Origin of the sequence: Burkholderia sp. Ac-20379 (assembly GCF_017104645.1) — a bacterium.
Lineage (GTDB): Bacteria > Pseudomonadota > Gammaproteobacteria > Burkholderiales > Burkholderiaceae > Burkholderia.
Window position 1 is genome coordinate 1 of sequence record NZ_JAAGPF010000004.1, and the last position, 16,389, is coordinate 16,389.

The 16,389-nt window shown below is 68.2% G+C and carries 16 protein-coding genes and 1 pseudogene; 15 read left to right on the forward strand and 2 right to left on the reverse strand.

Annotated elements, in window-relative coordinates:
- Positions 1-461, reverse strand: a pseudogene (locus G3N92_RS00900) (flagellar basal body P-ring formation protein FlgA); the annotation flags it as partial.
- A gap of 212 nt (positions 462-673) precedes the next feature.
- On the opposite strand from G3N92_RS00900, the gene flgB reads away from it, so the two are divergent.
- The 13 genes from flgB (at position 674) to G3N92_RS00965 (ending at position 14,205) form a co-directional block, all read left to right on the forward strand.
- Positions 674-1,162: a flagellar basal body rod protein FlgB gene (flgB, locus tag G3N92_RS00905; RefSeq protein ID WP_206125559.1), complete on the forward strand. Its 489-nt coding sequence runs from the start codon at positions 674-676 to the stop codon at positions 1,160-1,162.
- A gap of 43 nt (positions 1,163-1,205) precedes the next feature.
- Positions 1,206-1,631 carry a flagellar basal body rod protein FlgC gene (gene flgC, locus G3N92_RS00910; protein ID WP_206125560.1) on the forward strand — a complete coding sequence of 142 codons (426 nt, stop codon included), beginning with the start codon at positions 1,206-1,208 and terminating at the stop codon, positions 1,629-1,631.
- Positions 1,632-1,705: 74 nt separating this feature from the next.
- Complete coding sequence (locus tag G3N92_RS00915) at positions 1,706-2,470, forward strand: flagellar hook assembly protein FlgD (RefSeq protein ID WP_206125561.1); 765 nt, start codon at positions 1,706-1,708, stop codon at positions 2,468-2,470.
- 35 nt (positions 2,471-2,505) lie between these two features.
- Positions 2,506-3,747, forward strand: a complete 1,242-nt coding sequence (flgE, locus tag G3N92_RS00920) for a flagellar hook protein FlgE (RefSeq protein WP_206125562.1) — start codon at positions 2,506-2,508, stop codon at positions 3,745-3,747.
- Between the two features lie 32 nt (positions 3,748-3,779).
- Positions 3,780-4,532, forward strand: coding sequence for a flagellar basal-body rod protein FlgF (gene flgF / locus G3N92_RS00925; RefSeq protein ID WP_206125563.1), 753 nt, complete (start codon positions 3,780-3,782; stop codon positions 4,530-4,532).
- A 25-nt stretch (positions 4,533-4,557) separates the two neighbouring features.
- Positions 4,558-5,346, forward strand: coding sequence for a flagellar basal-body rod protein FlgG (flgG, locus tag G3N92_RS00930; protein WP_206125564.1), 789 nt, complete (start codon positions 4,558-4,560; stop codon positions 5,344-5,346).
- An 18-nt stretch (positions 5,347-5,364) separates the two neighbouring features.
- A complete protein-coding gene (flgH, locus tag G3N92_RS00935; RefSeq protein ID WP_206125565.1) occupies positions 5,365-6,048 on the forward strand; it encodes a flagellar basal body L-ring protein FlgH in 684 nt (227 codons plus the stop codon).
- Between the two features lie 5 nt (positions 6,049-6,053).
- Positions 6,054-7,247 carry a flagellar basal body P-ring protein FlgI gene (locus G3N92_RS00940; RefSeq protein ID WP_277396128.1) on the forward strand — a complete coding sequence of 398 codons (1,194 nt, stop codon included), beginning with the start codon at positions 6,054-6,056 and terminating at the stop codon, positions 7,245-7,247.
- Positions 7,247-8,233 carry a flagellar assembly peptidoglycan hydrolase FlgJ gene (flgJ, locus tag G3N92_RS00945; protein WP_206125566.1) on the forward strand — a complete coding sequence of 329 codons (987 nt, stop codon included), beginning with the start codon at positions 7,247-7,249 and terminating at the stop codon, positions 8,231-8,233. The genes G3N92_RS00940 and flgJ overlap by 1 nt, the downstream gene beginning before the upstream one ends.
- 296 nt (positions 8,234-8,529) lie before the next feature.
- Positions 8,530-9,282, forward strand: a complete 753-nt coding sequence (locus tag G3N92_RS00950) for a flagellar brake protein (RefSeq protein WP_206125567.1) — start codon at positions 8,530-8,532, stop codon at positions 9,280-9,282.
- A 121-nt stretch (positions 9,283-9,403) separates the two neighbouring features.
- Complete coding sequence (gene flgK / locus G3N92_RS00955; RefSeq protein WP_206125568.1) at positions 9,404-11,395, forward strand: flagellar hook-associated protein FlgK; 1,992 nt, start codon at positions 9,404-9,406, stop codon at positions 11,393-11,395.
- A 14-nt stretch (positions 11,396-11,409) separates the two neighbouring features.
- Entirely contained in the window at positions 11,410-12,639 is a 1,230-nt protein-coding gene (flgL, locus tag G3N92_RS00960) for a flagellar hook-associated protein FlgL (RefSeq protein WP_206125569.1), read from the forward strand.
- Positions 12,640-12,900: 261 nt separating this feature from the next.
- Entirely contained in the window at positions 12,901-14,205 is a 1,305-nt protein-coding gene (locus G3N92_RS00965; protein WP_206125570.1) for a solute carrier family 23 protein, read from the forward strand.
- A 33-nt stretch (positions 14,206-14,238) separates the two neighbouring features.
- Here the strand turns inward: G3N92_RS00965 and G3N92_RS00970 are convergent, their stop codons facing one another.
- On the reverse strand, positions 14,239-15,117 hold the full coding sequence (locus G3N92_RS00970) for a transcriptional regulator GcvA (RefSeq protein WP_206125571.1): 879 nt from the start codon (positions 15,115-15,117) through the stop codon (positions 14,239-14,241).
- Between the two features lie 102 nt (positions 15,118-15,219).
- Between G3N92_RS00970 and G3N92_RS00975 the strand changes: the two genes are divergently transcribed.
- The gene (locus G3N92_RS00975) at positions 15,220-15,816 is read left to right on the forward strand and encodes a chromate transporter (protein ID WP_206125572.1); all 597 of its coding nucleotides are present in this window, start codon (positions 15,220-15,222) and stop codon (positions 15,814-15,816) included.
- Positions 15,813-16,340, forward strand: a complete 528-nt coding sequence (locus tag G3N92_RS00980) for a chromate transporter (RefSeq protein WP_206125573.1) — start codon at positions 15,813-15,815, stop codon at positions 16,338-16,340. The genes G3N92_RS00975 and G3N92_RS00980 overlap by 4 nt, the downstream gene beginning before the upstream one ends.
- The last annotated feature ends 49 nt before the right edge of the window (positions 16,341-16,389 follow it).

Genomic DNA, 16,389 nt, shown 5'->3' on the forward strand with positions numbered 1-16,389 from the left:
CGGGCCGGTTGCCCTTGCGGCGCGGCGGCGCGGTTATCGGGGGACTGGGGGTACAACGGCGGTTCGGCCATCGGCGCCGTGGCGGCCGCGCGCATCGCGGCGTTGCCGCCCGTCACCACGCCGGTCGCGGCGTTCGGATCGCCGCTCAGGACGATGTCGTGCGACGGCGTGCCGCCTGAAGCGGCGCTGCCGCCGCCGTAAGCGTTGCGCAAGTCGGCCGAACTGTAGGCGTTCAGGCTCGACGGGCCGCGCGGCGCCGGGTTCGCGATGCCGTGGGCGGTGGCGTTCGACAGCGCCGTTTCGGCCGATTCGCCGCGGCCCGGGATCACGATCATCCCGTCGCTGCTAGCCGTCTGGGCCAGCGCGGCGGCCGGCAACAGCACGGCCAAGCCGAGCGCGGCCGCCATGCGGCGTGCGGCGCGTGCGCCGAATCCGCGCACACGGCCTGCTGCTGTCGCCATCGCCGCCTCCTGAAAACCATTGGTACGGAACGCATTCTAGGGAGGCGGTTCGTCGGACAAACGATGAATAGAGGGGGGCTTTGCCGGTTATTCCGCCGATTGCCGCTTGCGTCTCCCGCCTACGATGCCTGTCATCGAAAAGCGTCTCTGTGCCTGCCGCGTCCCGCGCGCGGCGACGGGACGCCGCTCCGCTTCCGATGGAGGAATGCCCGATGCTGGACAAACTCGATTCCGAATTCGCGTTCAACCGCCAGGCGCTCGACGTGCGCGCGTACCGGCAGGAACTGCTGTCGTCGAACATCGCCAACGCCGACACGCCGGGCTACCAGGCCCGCGACGTCAATTTCGGCGCGGCGCTGGGCCGCGCGCTGTCGCACCAGAGCGGCCAGGCCGGCGCGGACAACGCGTCGCAACTGCCGATGACGCAGCCCGCCGGCGTGACGAGCGGCATGACGCTGGTGTCCACCGAGGCCGGCCACATGAGCGGCAAGACCACGCTGAGCGCCACCGGCGGCCCGAGCGACGACTACGGCCGCGCGTCGTACCGGATCCCGCGCCAGCCGTCGCTGGACGGCAACACGGTCGATCTCGACGCGGAGCGCGTGCAGTTCGCCGACAACACGATTCATTACCAGACCGGCATGACGGTGATCACCGGCCAGATCAAGGCGATGCTCGCCGCGATCCAGTCGGGCAGCTAAGCCGCCCGCCGCCCGTCATCCACGCCGCACACGAGGAAACACCATGCCTTCGCTGATGAATATCTTCGACGTCGCCGGTTCGGCGATGTCCGCCGAATCCCAGCGCCTGAACGTGACCGCGTCGAACCTGGCGAACGCGGACAGCGTGACCGGCCCGGACGGCAAGCCGTACCGCGCCAAGCAGGTCGTGTTCGAGACCCAGCCGATCGGCGGCGCGCGCACCGGCTCGGGGCAGGGCGTGGGCGGCGTGCAGGTCAAGCAGGTGATCGACGATCCGACGCCGATGAAGACCAGCTACGACCCGACCAACCCGACGGCCGACGCGAACGGCTACGTGACGCTGCCGAACGTCGACCCGGTGCAGGAAATGGTGAACATGATCTCGGCCTCGCGCTCGTATCAGGCCAACGTCGAGACGCTGAACACCGCCAAGCAATTGATGCTGAAGACTTTAACGATCGGCACCTGAAGGCCGACGCTTTCCGCGTAATCCCGTAACTGACATAGCGATCCGCGAGCGCATTCGCGAAAGGCAACCCGGATATGAGTACCACCATCAGCGGCAGCGGCACCACCGTCACGAACACGCCGACCGACACCATGAACGCCAGCTCGACGGGCACGTCGGCGGCGGATCTGCAACAGACGTTCCTGACGCTGCTGGTCACCCAGCTGCAGAACCAGGATCCGACCAGCCCGGTCGACAGCTCGCAGATGACTTCGCAACTCGCGCAGATCAACACGGTGAGCGGCATCGCCCAGCTCAACTCGTCGCTGACCTCGCTGTCGTCGCAGATCACCGCCGGCCAGTCGACCCAGGCCGCCCTGCTGGTCGGCTCGAACGTGCTCGCCCCGGGCAGCACGCTGAACGTGTCGAGCGGCGCCACCACGGCGTTCGGCGTGCAGCTCACGAGCGCCGCCTCGAACCTGACCATCACGGTCAAGGATTCGACCGGCAAGGTGGTCAACACCGTCAACGAAGGCGCGCAGGCGGCCGGCACGGTGCCGCTGACCTGGACGCCGACCGATTCGAACGGCGTGCCGCTGGCCGACGGTACGTACACGATCAGCGCGACGTACACGGATTCGACCGGCGCGACCGCCAACGCCACCACGCTGACGGTGGCCCAGGTGCAGGGCGTGGTTCGCCAGGCCGACGGCACGGCAGGCCTGGCCCTGTCGAACGGCTCGACGGTCGGCCTGTCCGACATCGGCGCGATCTTCCCGTCGTCGTCGTCCTCGGCCTCGAGCGGTTCCAGCTCCGGCAGCTCCGGCTCGTCGAGCGGCTCGAACACCACCTCTTCCTAATCGATTGATCCGGCCACCGGCCGACGGAGACCAACATGGGTTATCAACAGGGTTTGAGCGGTTTGCAAGGCGCGTCGAACGATCTCGACGTGATCGGCAACAACATCGCCAATGCGAACACGGTCGGCTTCAAGGCCGCCACGGCACAGTTCTCGGATCTGTACGCGAACTCGGTGTCGACCGCCGTCGCGAACGGCATCGGCATCGGCACGCAGCTCGCGGCCGTCGCGCAGGTGTTCCAGCAGGGCTCGCTGACGAGCACGCAGAACCCGCTCGACATGGCGATCTCGGGCAACGGCTTCTTCCAGGTGTCGAGCAACGGCACGACCACCTACACGCGCGACGGCGAATTCCACGCCGACGCGAGCGGCAACATCATCAATTCGGCCGGCGCGAACCTGATGGGCTACGGCGTGAACGCCGACGGCACCATCAACACCGCCTCGCTGAAGGCGCTGTCGGCGCCGCAGGGCAACATCGCGCCGAAGGCATCGACCGCGATCACGGGCCAGTTCAACCTGAGCCAGACCGACACGACGCAAACCAGCACGCCGTTCAACTACACCGATTCGACCACCTACACGCTGCGCCAGCCGGTGCAGACGTACGACTCGCTCGGCAACCAGCAGAACGTCAACCTGTACTTCGTGAAGTCGACCACCGCGGGCACCTGGGAGGTGTACGCGGGCGCCGACAACACCACGCCGACCGACGTCGGTTCGATGACGTTCGACTCGTCGGGCAAGCTGGTCAGCTCGACCGCCGGCGGCGCGGCCACGACCTCGCTCGGCAAGTTCTCGCTGAGCGTGCCGAACAGCACGGGCGCGGTGACGCCGCAAGTCATCTCGCTGGACCTGTCGACCTCGACGCAGTTCTCGACCAGCAAGAGCGCCTCGACGAACCTGGTGGCCGACGGCTACCCGACCGGCTCGCTGACCTCGTACTCGGTCGGCACGGACGGCACCGTCAGCGGCATCTACTCGAACGGCAAGACGATGACGCTGGGCCAGGTGGTGGTGGTCAACTTCAACAACCCGAACGGGCTGACCAGCGTCGGCGGCAATCAGTACATCCAGACGACCGCGTCGGGCGTGCCGCAGATCGGCGTGCCGGGCACCACCAACCACGGCCAGTTGAAGGGCGGCACGACGGAAGCGTCGACCACCGATCTGACCGGCGAGCTGGTGAACCTGATCACGGCGCAACGCGATTACCAGGCGAACGCGCAGACGATCAAGACCCAGCAGACCGTCGATCAGACGCTGATCAACCTGTAACGCGCGGCGCGCGACTTCCCTGACGGACGACCATGGACCGACTGATATATACGGCGATGACGGGCGCGGGCCAGGCCCTCGACCAGCAGTCCGTGATCGCGAACAACCTCGCGAACACGTCGACGACGGGTTTTCGCGCGCAACTCGCGACCTACCGGGCGGTGCCGATGAATTTCGGCGACGCCAGCAACCCGGTCACCACCCGCACCTTCGTGCTCAGCTCGACGCCGGGCGCCGACTACGCGGCCGGCCCGATCACGCGCACCGGCAACCCGCTGGACGTGGCGGTGCAAGGCCCGGGCTGGCTGTCGGTGCTGGCCAAGGACGGCAGCGAAGCCTACACGCGCGCCGGCAACCTGCACGTGGACGAGAACGGCCAGCTGGTCAACGCCTCGAACCTGCCGGTGCTCGGCCAGGGCGGCCCGATCGCCGTGCCGCCGAACGCCAAGGTGACGATCGGCAACGACGGCACGGTATCGGTGCTGGCCGCCGGCGATCCGCCGCAGGCCGTGGCGATGGTCGATCAGCTCAAGCTGGTCAACCCGGATCCGAACACCCTGACGCGCGGCGACGACGGCCTGTTCCGTACCAGCGACGGCAATCCGGCCGATCCCGATCCGAGCGTGCAGGTGGCCGCGGAATCGCTTGAAGGCAGCAACGTCAACCCGGTCAGCGCGATGGTGTCGATGCTCGACAACGCGCGGGCCTTCCAGCTTCAGACGAACCTGATCAAGAGCGCCGATCAGAACGAACAGTCGGCCAACCAGATCCTCAGCTTCAGCTGAGTCCGGCGCCCCCAGGAGAAAATCAGTGAACCGCTCTCTCTACATCGCCGCGACCGGCATGAATGCGCAGCAGGCGCAGATGGACGTGATCTCGAACAACCTCGCGAACGTGAGCACCAACGGCTTCAAGGGCTCGCGCGCGGTGTTCGAGGATCTGCTGTATCAAACCGTGCGTCAGCCCGGCGCGAACTCGACGCAGCAAACCGAGCTGCCGTCGGGCCTGCAGCTCGGCACCGGCGTGCAGCAGGTCGCCACCGAGCGCCTCTACACGCAGGGCAACCTGCAGCAGACGGGCAACTCGCGCGACGTCGCGATCAACGGCCAGGGCTTCTTCCAGGTCCTGATGCCGGACGGCACCAACGCCTACACGCGCGACGGCTCGTTCCACACCAACGCGCAGGGCCAGCTCGTCACGTCGAGCGGCTACCAGGTGCTGCCGGGCATCACCGTGCCGCAGAACGCCACCTCGATCACGATCGGCTCGGACGGCGTGGTGACGGTGACGCAGCAGGGCAACGCCAATTCGACGCAGATCGGCGCGATGCAGGTGGCCACCTTCATCAACCCGGAAGGCCTGCAGGCGCTCGGTCAGAACCTGTTCGCCGAAACCTCGTCGTCGGGCGTGCCGAACGTCACGACGCCGGGCCTGAACGGCGCCGGTTCGCTGAACCAGGGCTATGTGGAATCCTCGAACGTGAACGTGGTGCAGGAACTGGTCAACATGATCCAGACCCAGCGCGCCTACGAGATCAACAGCAAGGCCGTGACGACGTCCGACCAGATGCTGCAGACCGTCACGCAGATGAAGAGCTAACGAGTACGGCAGGTTGTCATGAAGCAGGTTCGTCCTTTCCGTTCCGTCACGCTGGCCGCGCTCGCCGCGACGGCGCTGTGTGCCGGCTGCGCGCAGATCCCGCGCCCGCCGCTCACGCAGCAGCCGATGACGGCCACGCCGCCCGTGCCGCCGCAGATGCAGGCGCCCGGCTCGATCTTCAATCCGGGCTATGCGGGCCGGCCGCTGTTCGAGGATCAGCGGCCGCGTAACGTGGGCGACATCCTGACGATCATGATCGCCGAGAACGTGAACGCCACGAAATCGTCGGGCGCCAACGCCAACCGCGGCGGCAGCACCGATTTCAACGTGCCGACCGCCGGCTTCATGGGCGGCCTGTTCAACAAGGCGAACCTGTCGGCCACCGGCAGCAACAAGTTCACCTCGACGGGCGGCGCGACCGCCGCCAACACGTTCAGCGGCACGATCACGGTGACCGTCACCAACGTGCTGCCGAACGGCAACCTGATGGTCAGCGGCGAGAAGCAGATGCTGATCAACCAGGGCAACGAATACGTGCGCTTCTCGGGCGTGGTCAATCCGAATTCGATCTCGGGCGCCAACTCGGTCTACTCGACCCAGGTGGCCGACGCGCGTATCGAATACTCGGCGAAGGGCTACATCAACGAAGCCGAAACGATGGGCTGGCTGCAGCGTTTCTTCCTCAACGTCTCGCCGTGGTGATGACGATGCCCCGCCGCTCCAACCTTCGTTTCCTGTCGCGCGCGCGTTCGCCGCGCGTGCCGCTGCCCGCCGTGCTGGCGCTGGTGGTGTTCGCCTGCGTGATGCTGCTGCTGCCGAAGCCGGCCCACGCCGAGCGCCTCAAGGATCTCGCGCAGATCCAGGGCGTGCGCGACAACCCGCTGATCGGCTATGGCCTGGTGGTGGGCCTCGACGGCACGGGCGACCAGACCACCCAGACGCCGTTCACCACGCAGACGCTCGCGAACATGCTCGCGAACCTCGGCATCTCGATCAACAACGGCACCTCGACGGGCGGCTCGGCCTCGCTGTCGAACCTGCAACTGAAGAACGTCGCGGCCGTGATGGTGACCAGCACGCTGCCGCCGTTCGCGCGGCCGGGCGAGGCGATCGACGTGACCGTCTCGTCGCTGGGCAACGCCAAGAGCCTGCGCGGCGGCACGCTGCTGCTGACGCCGCTGAAGGGCGCGGACGGCCAGGTGTACGCGCTGGCGCAGGGCAACATGGCCGTGGGCGGCGCGGGCGCGAGCGCCAACGGCAGCCGCGTGCAGGTCAACCAGCTCGCGGCCGGCCGCATCGCCGGCGGCGCGATCGTCGAACGCTCGGTGCCGAACGCGCTGGCGCAGATGAACGGCATGCTGCAACTGCAACTGAACGACATGGATTACGGCACCGCCGAGCGCATCGTCACGGCGGTCAATTCGAACTTCGGCCCGGGCATCGCCACGGCGCTCGACGGCCGCACGATTCAACTGACCGCGCCGGCCGATCCGGCGCAGCAGGTGGCGTTCATGGCGCGCCTGCAGAACATCGACGTGAGCCCCGACCGCGCGGCCGCCAAGGTCATCCTCAACGCGCGCACCGGCTCGATCGTGATGAACCAGATGGTCACGCTGCAAAGCTGCGCGGTGGCGCACGGCAATCTGTCGGTGGTCGTCAATACGCAACCGGTCGTGTCCCAGCCGGGCGCGTTCTCGAACGGACAGACCGTGGTGGCGCAGCAGTCGCAGATCCAGCTCAAGCAGGATAACGGCTCGCTGCGCATGGTGACCGCCGGCGCGAATCTCGCCGACGTGGTCAAGGCGCTGAACTCGCTCGGCGCGACACCGGCCGACCTGATGTCGATCCTGCAGGCCATGAAGGCCGCCGGCTCGCTGCGGGCCGACCTGGAGATCATCTGATGGCCAATCTTCCGACCGCCGGCGCGTCCGGCGCAGACGACCTGACCCAGCGCTTCGCGCTCGACCTGCAAGGCTTCGACGCGATGCGTCGCGACGCGACCGCCTCGCCGAAGGCGGGCCTCAAGCAGGTCGCCACGCAGTTCGACGCGATGTTCGCGCAGATGATGCTCAAGAGCATGCGCGATGCGACGCCGCAGGACGGCGTGTTCGATTCGAACACCTCGAAGCTCTACACGTCGATGCTCGACCAGCAGCTTTCGCAGCAGATGGCCAGCAAGGGCCTCGGCGTGGCCGACGCGCTGATGAAGCAACTGATGCGCAACGAGCATCTCGACGGCGCGCAGAACGGTGCGGGCGGGGCGGGCGGCATGAGCGCGGCGATGAACGCGATGGGCGGCGACGAAGGCGGCCTCGTGGCCAGCAACGCGCTGGCGCAGGCGCTGGCCAACGCGAAGGCCAACAACCATTTCGGCGGCAACGGCTACACGGCGGAGAGCGCGCTGACGCCGCCCGTCAAGGGCAACGGCGTCTCGCCCGATCAGGACGGCTTCGTCGGCAAGGTGGCCGATGCGGCGCAGGCGGCGAGCGCCGCCACCGGCATTCCGGCGCGCTTCATCGTGGGCCAGGCCGCGCTCGAATCGGGCTGGGGCAAGCGCGAGATCCGCGGCCGCGACGGCCAGTCGAGCTACAACATCTTCGGCATCAAGGCCACCAAGAACTGGACCGGGCGCACCGTGTCGGCCGTCACGACCGAATACGTGAACGGCCAGCCGCACCGCGTGGTGGCGCAGTTCCGCGCCTACGATTCGTACCAGCACGCGATGACCGACTACGCCACGATGCTCAAGAGCAACCCGCGTTACGCCGGCGTGCTGAGCACGGCGAACACCCCGGAAGGCTTCGCGAACGGCATGCAGCGCGCCGGTTACGCGACCGACCCGCATTACGCCAAAAAGCTGATCTCGATATTGCGTCAAATCGTGTGATTTACGCAACGCGCTGGCGCTTTATGTCGCGACACGCAACGTAAATGAATAATTTGCTGAGGGTTAACACCTATTCAGAGCGAAATTCGGCAATATTTTCTACCTGTTTTTGGGTATATCTCCTGTCGAATTTACTTTTAGCCAAAGAATTACGGACGATTTCGATCTACACTCTGCGCTGACGTTGCGGGCCGATCGTGGTCCGCGTCGAGCAAGCCGCGGCCGTGCACGCCGCAGGCACTCCGTGCGACCGGGCAAGCCGGCGCCAGGCAGATGACATCCGGCAAGCCAACACCATGAACACCGAAGCACAGACCGCCACGTCGGAGGACGACGATGCCCTTCCCGATTACGGACGTCGCAACCCGCTGGAAATCGGCGTGCAGTTGCGCAACCTCCTGAATCGCGGGGATTTCCTCACGGTCCGTTATGCGGGCGGGCAGCTCGTCACGCGCATTCTCGCCGTCGATGTGCGCGGCGGCACGTTCACGTTCGACTGGGGCGCGCTCGAGGCGCAGAACGCGCAATTGCTGGCCGCCAAGCGCGGCGCGTTCGAGGCGCTGCCCGACGGCGTGCGCGTGGAATTCTCGATCGGCACGCCCACCCAGATCGATTTCGAGGGCCGCCCGGCGTTCCTCGCGTCGTTTCCGGACGTGCTGTATTTCGTGCAGCGCCGCGAGTATTTCCGCGTCGACGCGCCGGTGCTCGATCCGTACATGGCGCGCGGCAAGCTGCCCGAAGGCGAATCGTTCGTGTTCGAGATCGACAACATCTCGCTCGGCGGCATCGGCCTGCGCACCACCGACGAACGCGCGGCCGCGCTCGATCCGGGCGTGACGCTGCTCGACGTCGAACTGAGCCTGGCCACGCACGGCAAGCTCTCGCTCGATCTGCAACTGGTGTCGCTGCGCAGCATCGACGTGCCGAACGGGGTGCGCCGCTATCAGGCGGGCTTCCGTTTCGCATCGCTGCCGGGCGCCGCCGAGAACACGCTGCAACGTCTGATCACGCAACTCGAAGTCAAGCGCCGCCAGCTCGCCCGGGGCTGACGCACGCCGCTTTCCGGCCCGCGGGCCGCCGCCGAAATTCGCGCGCGCGGCCTCAATTTCCGCCGGCCGCGGCCGTTATACCGGGTGTCCCTTTCCCGGAGGCCGCACGCGGCCGGCATTCATGTCCAACAATCTCCTGAACATTGGACTCAGCGGCCTCAACGCTGCCCAATGGGGTATCAACGTCACCGGCCAGAACATCAGCAACCAGGCGACCGCCGGCTATTCGGTCGAGCGCCCCGTGTATGCCGAAACCGACGGCCAGTACACCTCGAGCGGCTATCTGCCGAGCGGCGTGTCGACGGTCACGGTGCAGCGCCAGTACAGCCAGTACCTGTCGGCGCAGTTGAACGCCGCGAACACCACCAGCAGCGCGCTGAGCTCGTATTCGTCGCTGGTCGCCACGCTGAACAACTACGTCGGCAGCCCGACGGGCGGCGTCGGCGCGGCCATCTCCAGCTATTTCACCGGTTTGCAGAACGTCGCCAACAGCGCCGCGAGCGCGGCGACCCGCGCCACCGCGTACAGCGCCGGCCAGACGCTCGCGAACCAGCTGAGCTCCGCCGGCGCGCAATTCGACGCGCTGCGCACCCAGGTCAACTCGCAACTGCAGAACTCGGCCACCCAGGTCAATGCGCTGACTTCGCAGATCGCGCTGCTGAACCAGCAGATCGCGGTGGCGGGCTCGTCGGGCCAGGCCCCGAACCAGCTGCTCGACTCGCGCGACCAGGCGGTCGCCAGCCTGTCGCAACTGGTGGGCACCACGGTCACCACGCAAAGCGACGGCAGCTACACGGTGACGATCGGCAACGGTCAGCCGCTGGTGGTGGGCAACAACAGCTACCAGATGACCACGGTGCCGTCGGCGTCCGACCCGAGCGAACTGTCGCTGGCCGTGCAGAGCAGCTCGACCACCACCGGCGGCACGCCGCAGGTGCTGGCCGACAGCACGGTGACGGGCGGCTCGATCGGCGGCGCGCTGCAGTTCCGCAGCCAGACGCTCGATCCGGCCGAAGCGCAGCTCGGCGCGATCGCCGTCAGCTTCGCGGCGCAGACCAACGCGCAGAACGCGCTCGGCATCGACGCGAACGGCAAGGCCGGCGGCAACCTGTTCACGGTGCCCGCGCCCACGACCATCACGAACCTGAACAACACCGGCACCGGCGTGCTGACGGCGAGCTTCGACAACGCCCAGCAGCCGCCGACCAGCGATTACACGCTGTCGTACGACGGCACCACCTACACGCTCAAGAACAAGACCTCGGGCGACGTGGTGGGCACGGCGCCCTCGCTGCCGGCCACGCTCGGCGGCCTGAAGCTGTCGGCCACCGGCACCATGAACGCCGGCGATTCGTTCACCATCGAGCCGACCCGCGGCGCGCTGAACGGCTTCGCCGTGGCCGCCACCGACGGCTCGGCGATCGCCGCCGCCGCCCCGGTGACGGCCAGCGCCACCGCCACCAATACCGGCAGCGGCAAGATCACGCAGGGCACGGTCACGGCCGGTTATCAGGTGCCGACCACCACCACCACGCTGACCTACAACTCGGCGTCGAAATCGCTGACGGGCTTCCCGGCCGGCACCACGGTGACGATCGGCACCACGCCGCCCACCACGGTGGCGATCACCGACAGCACGACGCAGGTGCCGTACGACGGCACCGCGGGCGCGACGCTGACCATCGCGAGCACCACGCAGCCGGCGCCGTCGGGCGTCATGAACAACGTGTCGGTCACGCTGTCGGGCACGCCGTCCAACGGCGACACGTTCACGATCGCCCCCGGCGGCGGCTCGAACGACGGCCGCAACGCGCAGTTGCTGTCGTCGCTGGCCACCTCGAAGGCGTTCGACGGCGGCAGCACCACGCTGACCACCGCCTACAGCAGCTACGTCAACAACGTCGGCAACACCGCGGCGCGTCTGAGCGCGGCCAGTTCGGCGCAGACGGGCGTGGTCAGCCAGATCACCACCCAACAGCAATCCGTGTCGGGCGTGAACCAGAACGAGGAAGCGGCGAACCTGGTGCAGTACCAGCAGATGTACCAGGCCAACGCCAAGGTCATCCAGACCGCCCAGACCCTGTTCACCACGCTGCTCGGCATCTTCAACTGACGGAATCGATCATCATGCGCATCGCGACTTCGCAGTTCTATACGCAGAACATCGAGATGATGAACAACCAGGAATCCCAGATCTCCACCCTGTATCAGCAGGTGGCGAGCGGGAACCTGTTGCAGACGGCGGCCGACAATCCGCTGGCGGCCGCGCAGGCCGTGCAGTTGTCGGCGTCGTCGGCCACGCTGTCGCAATACTCGACCAACCAGTCGACCGCGCTGAACGCGCTGCAACTGGAGGATTCGACGCTGACCAGCGTGACCAGCACGCTGAACGCGATCGTGCCGAAGCTCAGCAACGCGATCAACGGCACGCTGTCGGACAGCGACCGCGCGGCGCTCGCGGCGCAACTGCAAGGCCAGCGCGACACGCTGCTGAACCTCGCGAACACCACCGACGGCGCGGGCAACTACATCTTCGCGGGCTTCCAGAGCTCGGCGCAGCCGTTCACCAACTCGTCGGCCGGCGGCGTGTCGTTCTCGGGCGACACCGGCCAGCGCAACGTGCAGATCTCCGATACGCAGAGCGTGTCGCAGGGCGACAGCGGCGTGAGCGTGTTCCTGTCGGTGCAGGCGGTCGGCAGCGTGGCGGTGCCCGCCAGCGGCGCGGGCAACACCGGTTCGGGCACGATCGGCACGGTCACGGCCGGCAAGCCGGGCGACGCCACCAACACCCACAACTTCACGATCACGTTCGGCGGCACGTCGGCGGCGCCCACCTATACGGTGACGGACAACTCCACCTCGCCGGCCACCACCGGCGCGGCCCAGGCGTATACGGCCGGCACCGCGATCACGGTCGGCAGCCAGAGCCTCGTGATCTCGGGCAGCCCGGCCGCCGGCGACACGTTCTCGCTGACGCCCGCGCCGCAGGCCGGCACCGATCTGTTCGGCACGCTCGACGCGGTGATCGCCGCGCTCAAGCAGCCCACCGGCAGCGACGCCACGGCCAACGCCACGTTGCAGAACGCGGTGTCCACCGGCATGGCGAAGATCCAGAACGCGCTGACCAACATCACCACCGTGCAGGCGTCGGTGGGCGGCCGCGAATCCGAGGTGAAGGCGATGCAGACCGTCACCGCGAGCAACGCGACGATCACCACCAACGCGCTGTCGGATCTGTCGCAAGCCGACATGTCGACCGCCATCACGCAGTTGCTGCAGGTGCAGAATTCGCTGACGGCGGCGCAGAAGGCGTTCTCGGCGGTATCGAATCTGTCGCTGTTCCAGTATCTGAACTGATCGGCGGCGCGCGGGCGGCCCGGCGGCGATGCCGGGGCCGCCCGCGGCGCCTTCTCCGCCGTTCCGCGTTTTCCGCTGCACCCCCCCGCCGCTTTTCCCGCTGTTGCCCCTCGCAGTCTCCCCGGCTTGTCAGGCCCGTTTCCGCTTCGTACACTCGCGCCTGATCCGCATCCGGCGCGCCGTGCCTGGCCGCCGATTCCCGATGTCGCACCGGCACACGCGAGCGCGACACGCAACCGACAACCGACAGGAGAGCCGGCGATGGCCGATTCCTATTTCCCGCGCTGGCGCGTCGCGGCGCGCGGCGCCGATGGCGTGGTGGCGCCCGACGAGCGGCTGGCCTGGCCGCAGATGGTCGCGATGGGCGTGCAGCACGTGGTGGCGATGTTCGGTTCGACCGTGCTCGCGCCGCTGCTGATGGGTTTCGATCCGAACCTCTGCATCTTCATGTCGGGCATCGGCACGCTGCTGTTCTTCGCGGTGGTGGGCGGCCGGGTGCCGAGCTACCTCGGCTCGAGCTTCTCGTTCATCGGCCTGGTGATCGCCGTGACCGGCTACGGCGGCAGCGGCATGAACGCCAACATCCCCGTCGCGCTGGGCGGGATCATCGCGTGCGGGGTGGCCTACGGCGCGATCGGGCTGGTGGTGTCGGCGGTCGGCACGCGCTGGATCGAGGCGCTGATGCCGCCGGTGGTGACCGGCGCGATCGTCGCCGTGATCGGCCTGAACCTCGCGCCGATCGCCGTGAAGGGCGTGAGCGGCAGCACGTTCGACAGCGTCATGGCGCTCGTCACGGTGCTGTGCGTGGGCGGCGTGGCGGTGTTCGCGCGCGGCATGATGCAGCGCCTGCTGATCCTGATCGGGCTGCTGATCGCCTATGCGATCTACGCGGTCGTCGCCAACGGCCTGGGGCTTGGCAAGCCGATCGATTTCTCGGTGGTGGCGCAGGCCGGCTGGTTCGGCATCCCGAGCTTCACCGCGCCGGTGTTCGAGCCGCACGCGATGCTGCTGCTGGTGCCGGTGGCGGTGATCCTGGTGGCCGAAAACCTCGGCCACCTGAAGGCCGTCAGCGCGATGACGGGCCACAACCTCGACCGCTACGTGGGCCGCGCGTTCCTCGGCGACGCGCTCGCCACGGTGGTGTCGGGCAGCGCCGGCGGCACCGGCGTGACCACCTACGCCGAGAACATCGGCGTGATGGCCGTCACGCGCATCTATTCGACGCTGGTGTTCGCGGTGGCCGCGCTGATCGCGATCGGGCTGGGCTTCTCGCCGAAGTTCGGCGCGCTGATCCGCACGATTCCGGGGCCGGTGCTGGGCGGCGTGTCGATCGTCGTGTTCGGGCTGATCGCGGTGACGGGCGCACGGATCTGGGTCGTGAACCGCGTGGATTTCTCCGACAACCGCAACCTGATCGTGGCGGCCGTCACGCTGGTGCTCGGCGCGGGCGATTTCTCGCTGAAGCTCGGCGGCTTCGCGCTGGGCGGGATCGGCACCGCCACGTTCGGCGCGATCATCCTGTACGCGCTGCTGCGGCGCGAGAAGGAACCGGGGCCGGTGGTCTGAGCGGCCGCCCGGCGCGCCTGCGTTTCGGGTTCCTCAATGGCGTGAAGCCTGCGCGTCGAGCCACGCGCAGAACTTCGCCACCACCGGCGGCGCATCGCGCGCCGCGATCCACCAGTAGCTGCGCGTGGCGATGCGCGGGCCGTCGAGCGGCGTGACGAGCCGGCCGCCGGCCAGCTCGTCGTCGATCAGCGGCAGCGGGCCGAGCGCCACGCCGAGCCCATCCACCGCGGCCTGCAGCGCCAGATAGAAGTGGTCGAACGACTGCTTCTTGCGCCCGCGCATCGGCGTGCCGGCGGCCGCGAACCAGTCGCGCCACGCGCTCGGCCGCGTATCGGAATGCAGCAGCACGTGCCGCGCGAGATCGTCGGGCTGCGCGATCGGCATGCGCGCGAGCAGCGCGGGCGTGCAGACCGGCAGCAGCGTTTCGTCGAGAAAGTGCCCGACCGCGCGGTTCGGCCAACGGCCCGGGCCGGTGCGGATCGCCACGTCGTACTGGCCCTCCAGCGTGTCGAGCGGCGCGTTCGAGGTGGACAGCTTCAGCTCCACGTTCGGCATGTCGCGCTGGAAGCGCGAGAGGCGCGGCAGCAGCCACTTCATCGCGAGCGTGGGCAGCGCGTTGATGCGCAGCACGTGGGCGGGCGAGGTGTCGCGCATCTTTTCGGTGGCGAGCGCGATGCGGTCGAACGCGTCGGAGATCGACGCCAGATAGCGGCGGCCGTCGTCCGTCAGGCGCACGCGCTTGCCGTGGCGGTGGAACACCGGCCGGCCGAGCCAGGTTTCGAGCGCGGCGACCTGCCGGCTGATCGCACCGTGGGTCACATGGAGTTCGTCGCCGGCGGCGCTGAAGCTTTCGTGGCGGGCAGCGGCTTCGAAGGCCCGAAGCGCCGGGAACGGGGGCAGTTGGCGTGTCATGCTTGTGAGTGTAGGTCACAAAGCGCGCGCCGAGAAATCGTTTTGCCGGCGCCGCCGACCGGCGTAATCTCGCCGCATCGATTCCCCTCATCAGGACGCCCCATGTCTACCCCCGTCTCGCACGATGCCCCGCCGCGCGCGGTCGGCATCGCCGAATTGTTTCTCGGATTCCTCGGCCTCGGGCTGGTGTCGTTCGGCGGCGCGCTGCCGTTCGTGCGGCGCGCCGTGGTGGAGGAGCGCCGCTGGCTCACGCCCGATGAATTCACCGATCTGCTCGGGCTGTGCCAGTTCCTGCCGGGCGGCAACGTGATCAACCTGTCGGTGGCGATCGGCATGCGCTTTCGCGGCGTGCCGGGCGCGCTCGCCGGGCTGCTCGGGCTGATCGCCGGGCCGACGTTGGTGGTGGTGGCGCTCGGCGTGATCTACGCGAAGACGCAGGGCGATCCGCGCGTGCAGCACCTGTTCGGCGGGCTGGCCGCGGCGGCGGCGGGGCTGCTGGTGGCGATGGCGATCAAGGTCGCCAAGCCGCTGCGCCAGGTGCCGGCCGCGGCCGGCGTGGCGCTGGTGGCGTTCGTGGCGATCGCGCTGGTGCGGCTGCCGCTGCTGACCACCATGCTGGTGCTGACGCCGATCAGCATCTGGCTCGCCTCGCGCGGCCACATGCAGGCCAAGGCCAACCAGGCGGGAGGTGCGCGATGAGCGACACGCTGGGCGCACTGGCCGCCATCTTCTCGCAGCTCTCGCTGCTCGCGTTCGGCGGCGGCAACACGATCCTGCCCGAGATGCAGCGGCAGGTGGTGGAGGTTCATCACTGGATGCCGGCCACCGAGTTCACGGCGCTGTTCGCGCTGGCGCAGGCCGCGCCGGGGCCGAACATGATGATCGTGTCGCTGGTGGGCTGGCACGTGGCCGGCTGGTCGGGGCTGCTGGTGGCGTCGCTGGCCAAGTTCGGGCCGTCGTCGGTGGTGACGATGCTGGTGCTGCACGCCTGGGAGCGCTTTCGCGACCGGCCGTGGCGGCGCTACGTGCAGCAGGGCATGATGCCCGTCACGGCGGGCCTGGTGGCGGCCAGCGCGCTGCTGATCTCGCAGGCCTCGAACGGCACCGCGCTGCAATGGGGGATCACGGTCGCCTGCGCGGTGCTGGCCTGGCGCACGCGCGTGCATCCGTTGTGGCTGCTGGGCGGCGGCGCGTTGATCGGGCTGGCGAGCGCGTGGTTCTGAGGGGCGCGCGGCGGTACGATGCGTGACGGCGCGCCGGCTGGCCGGCGCA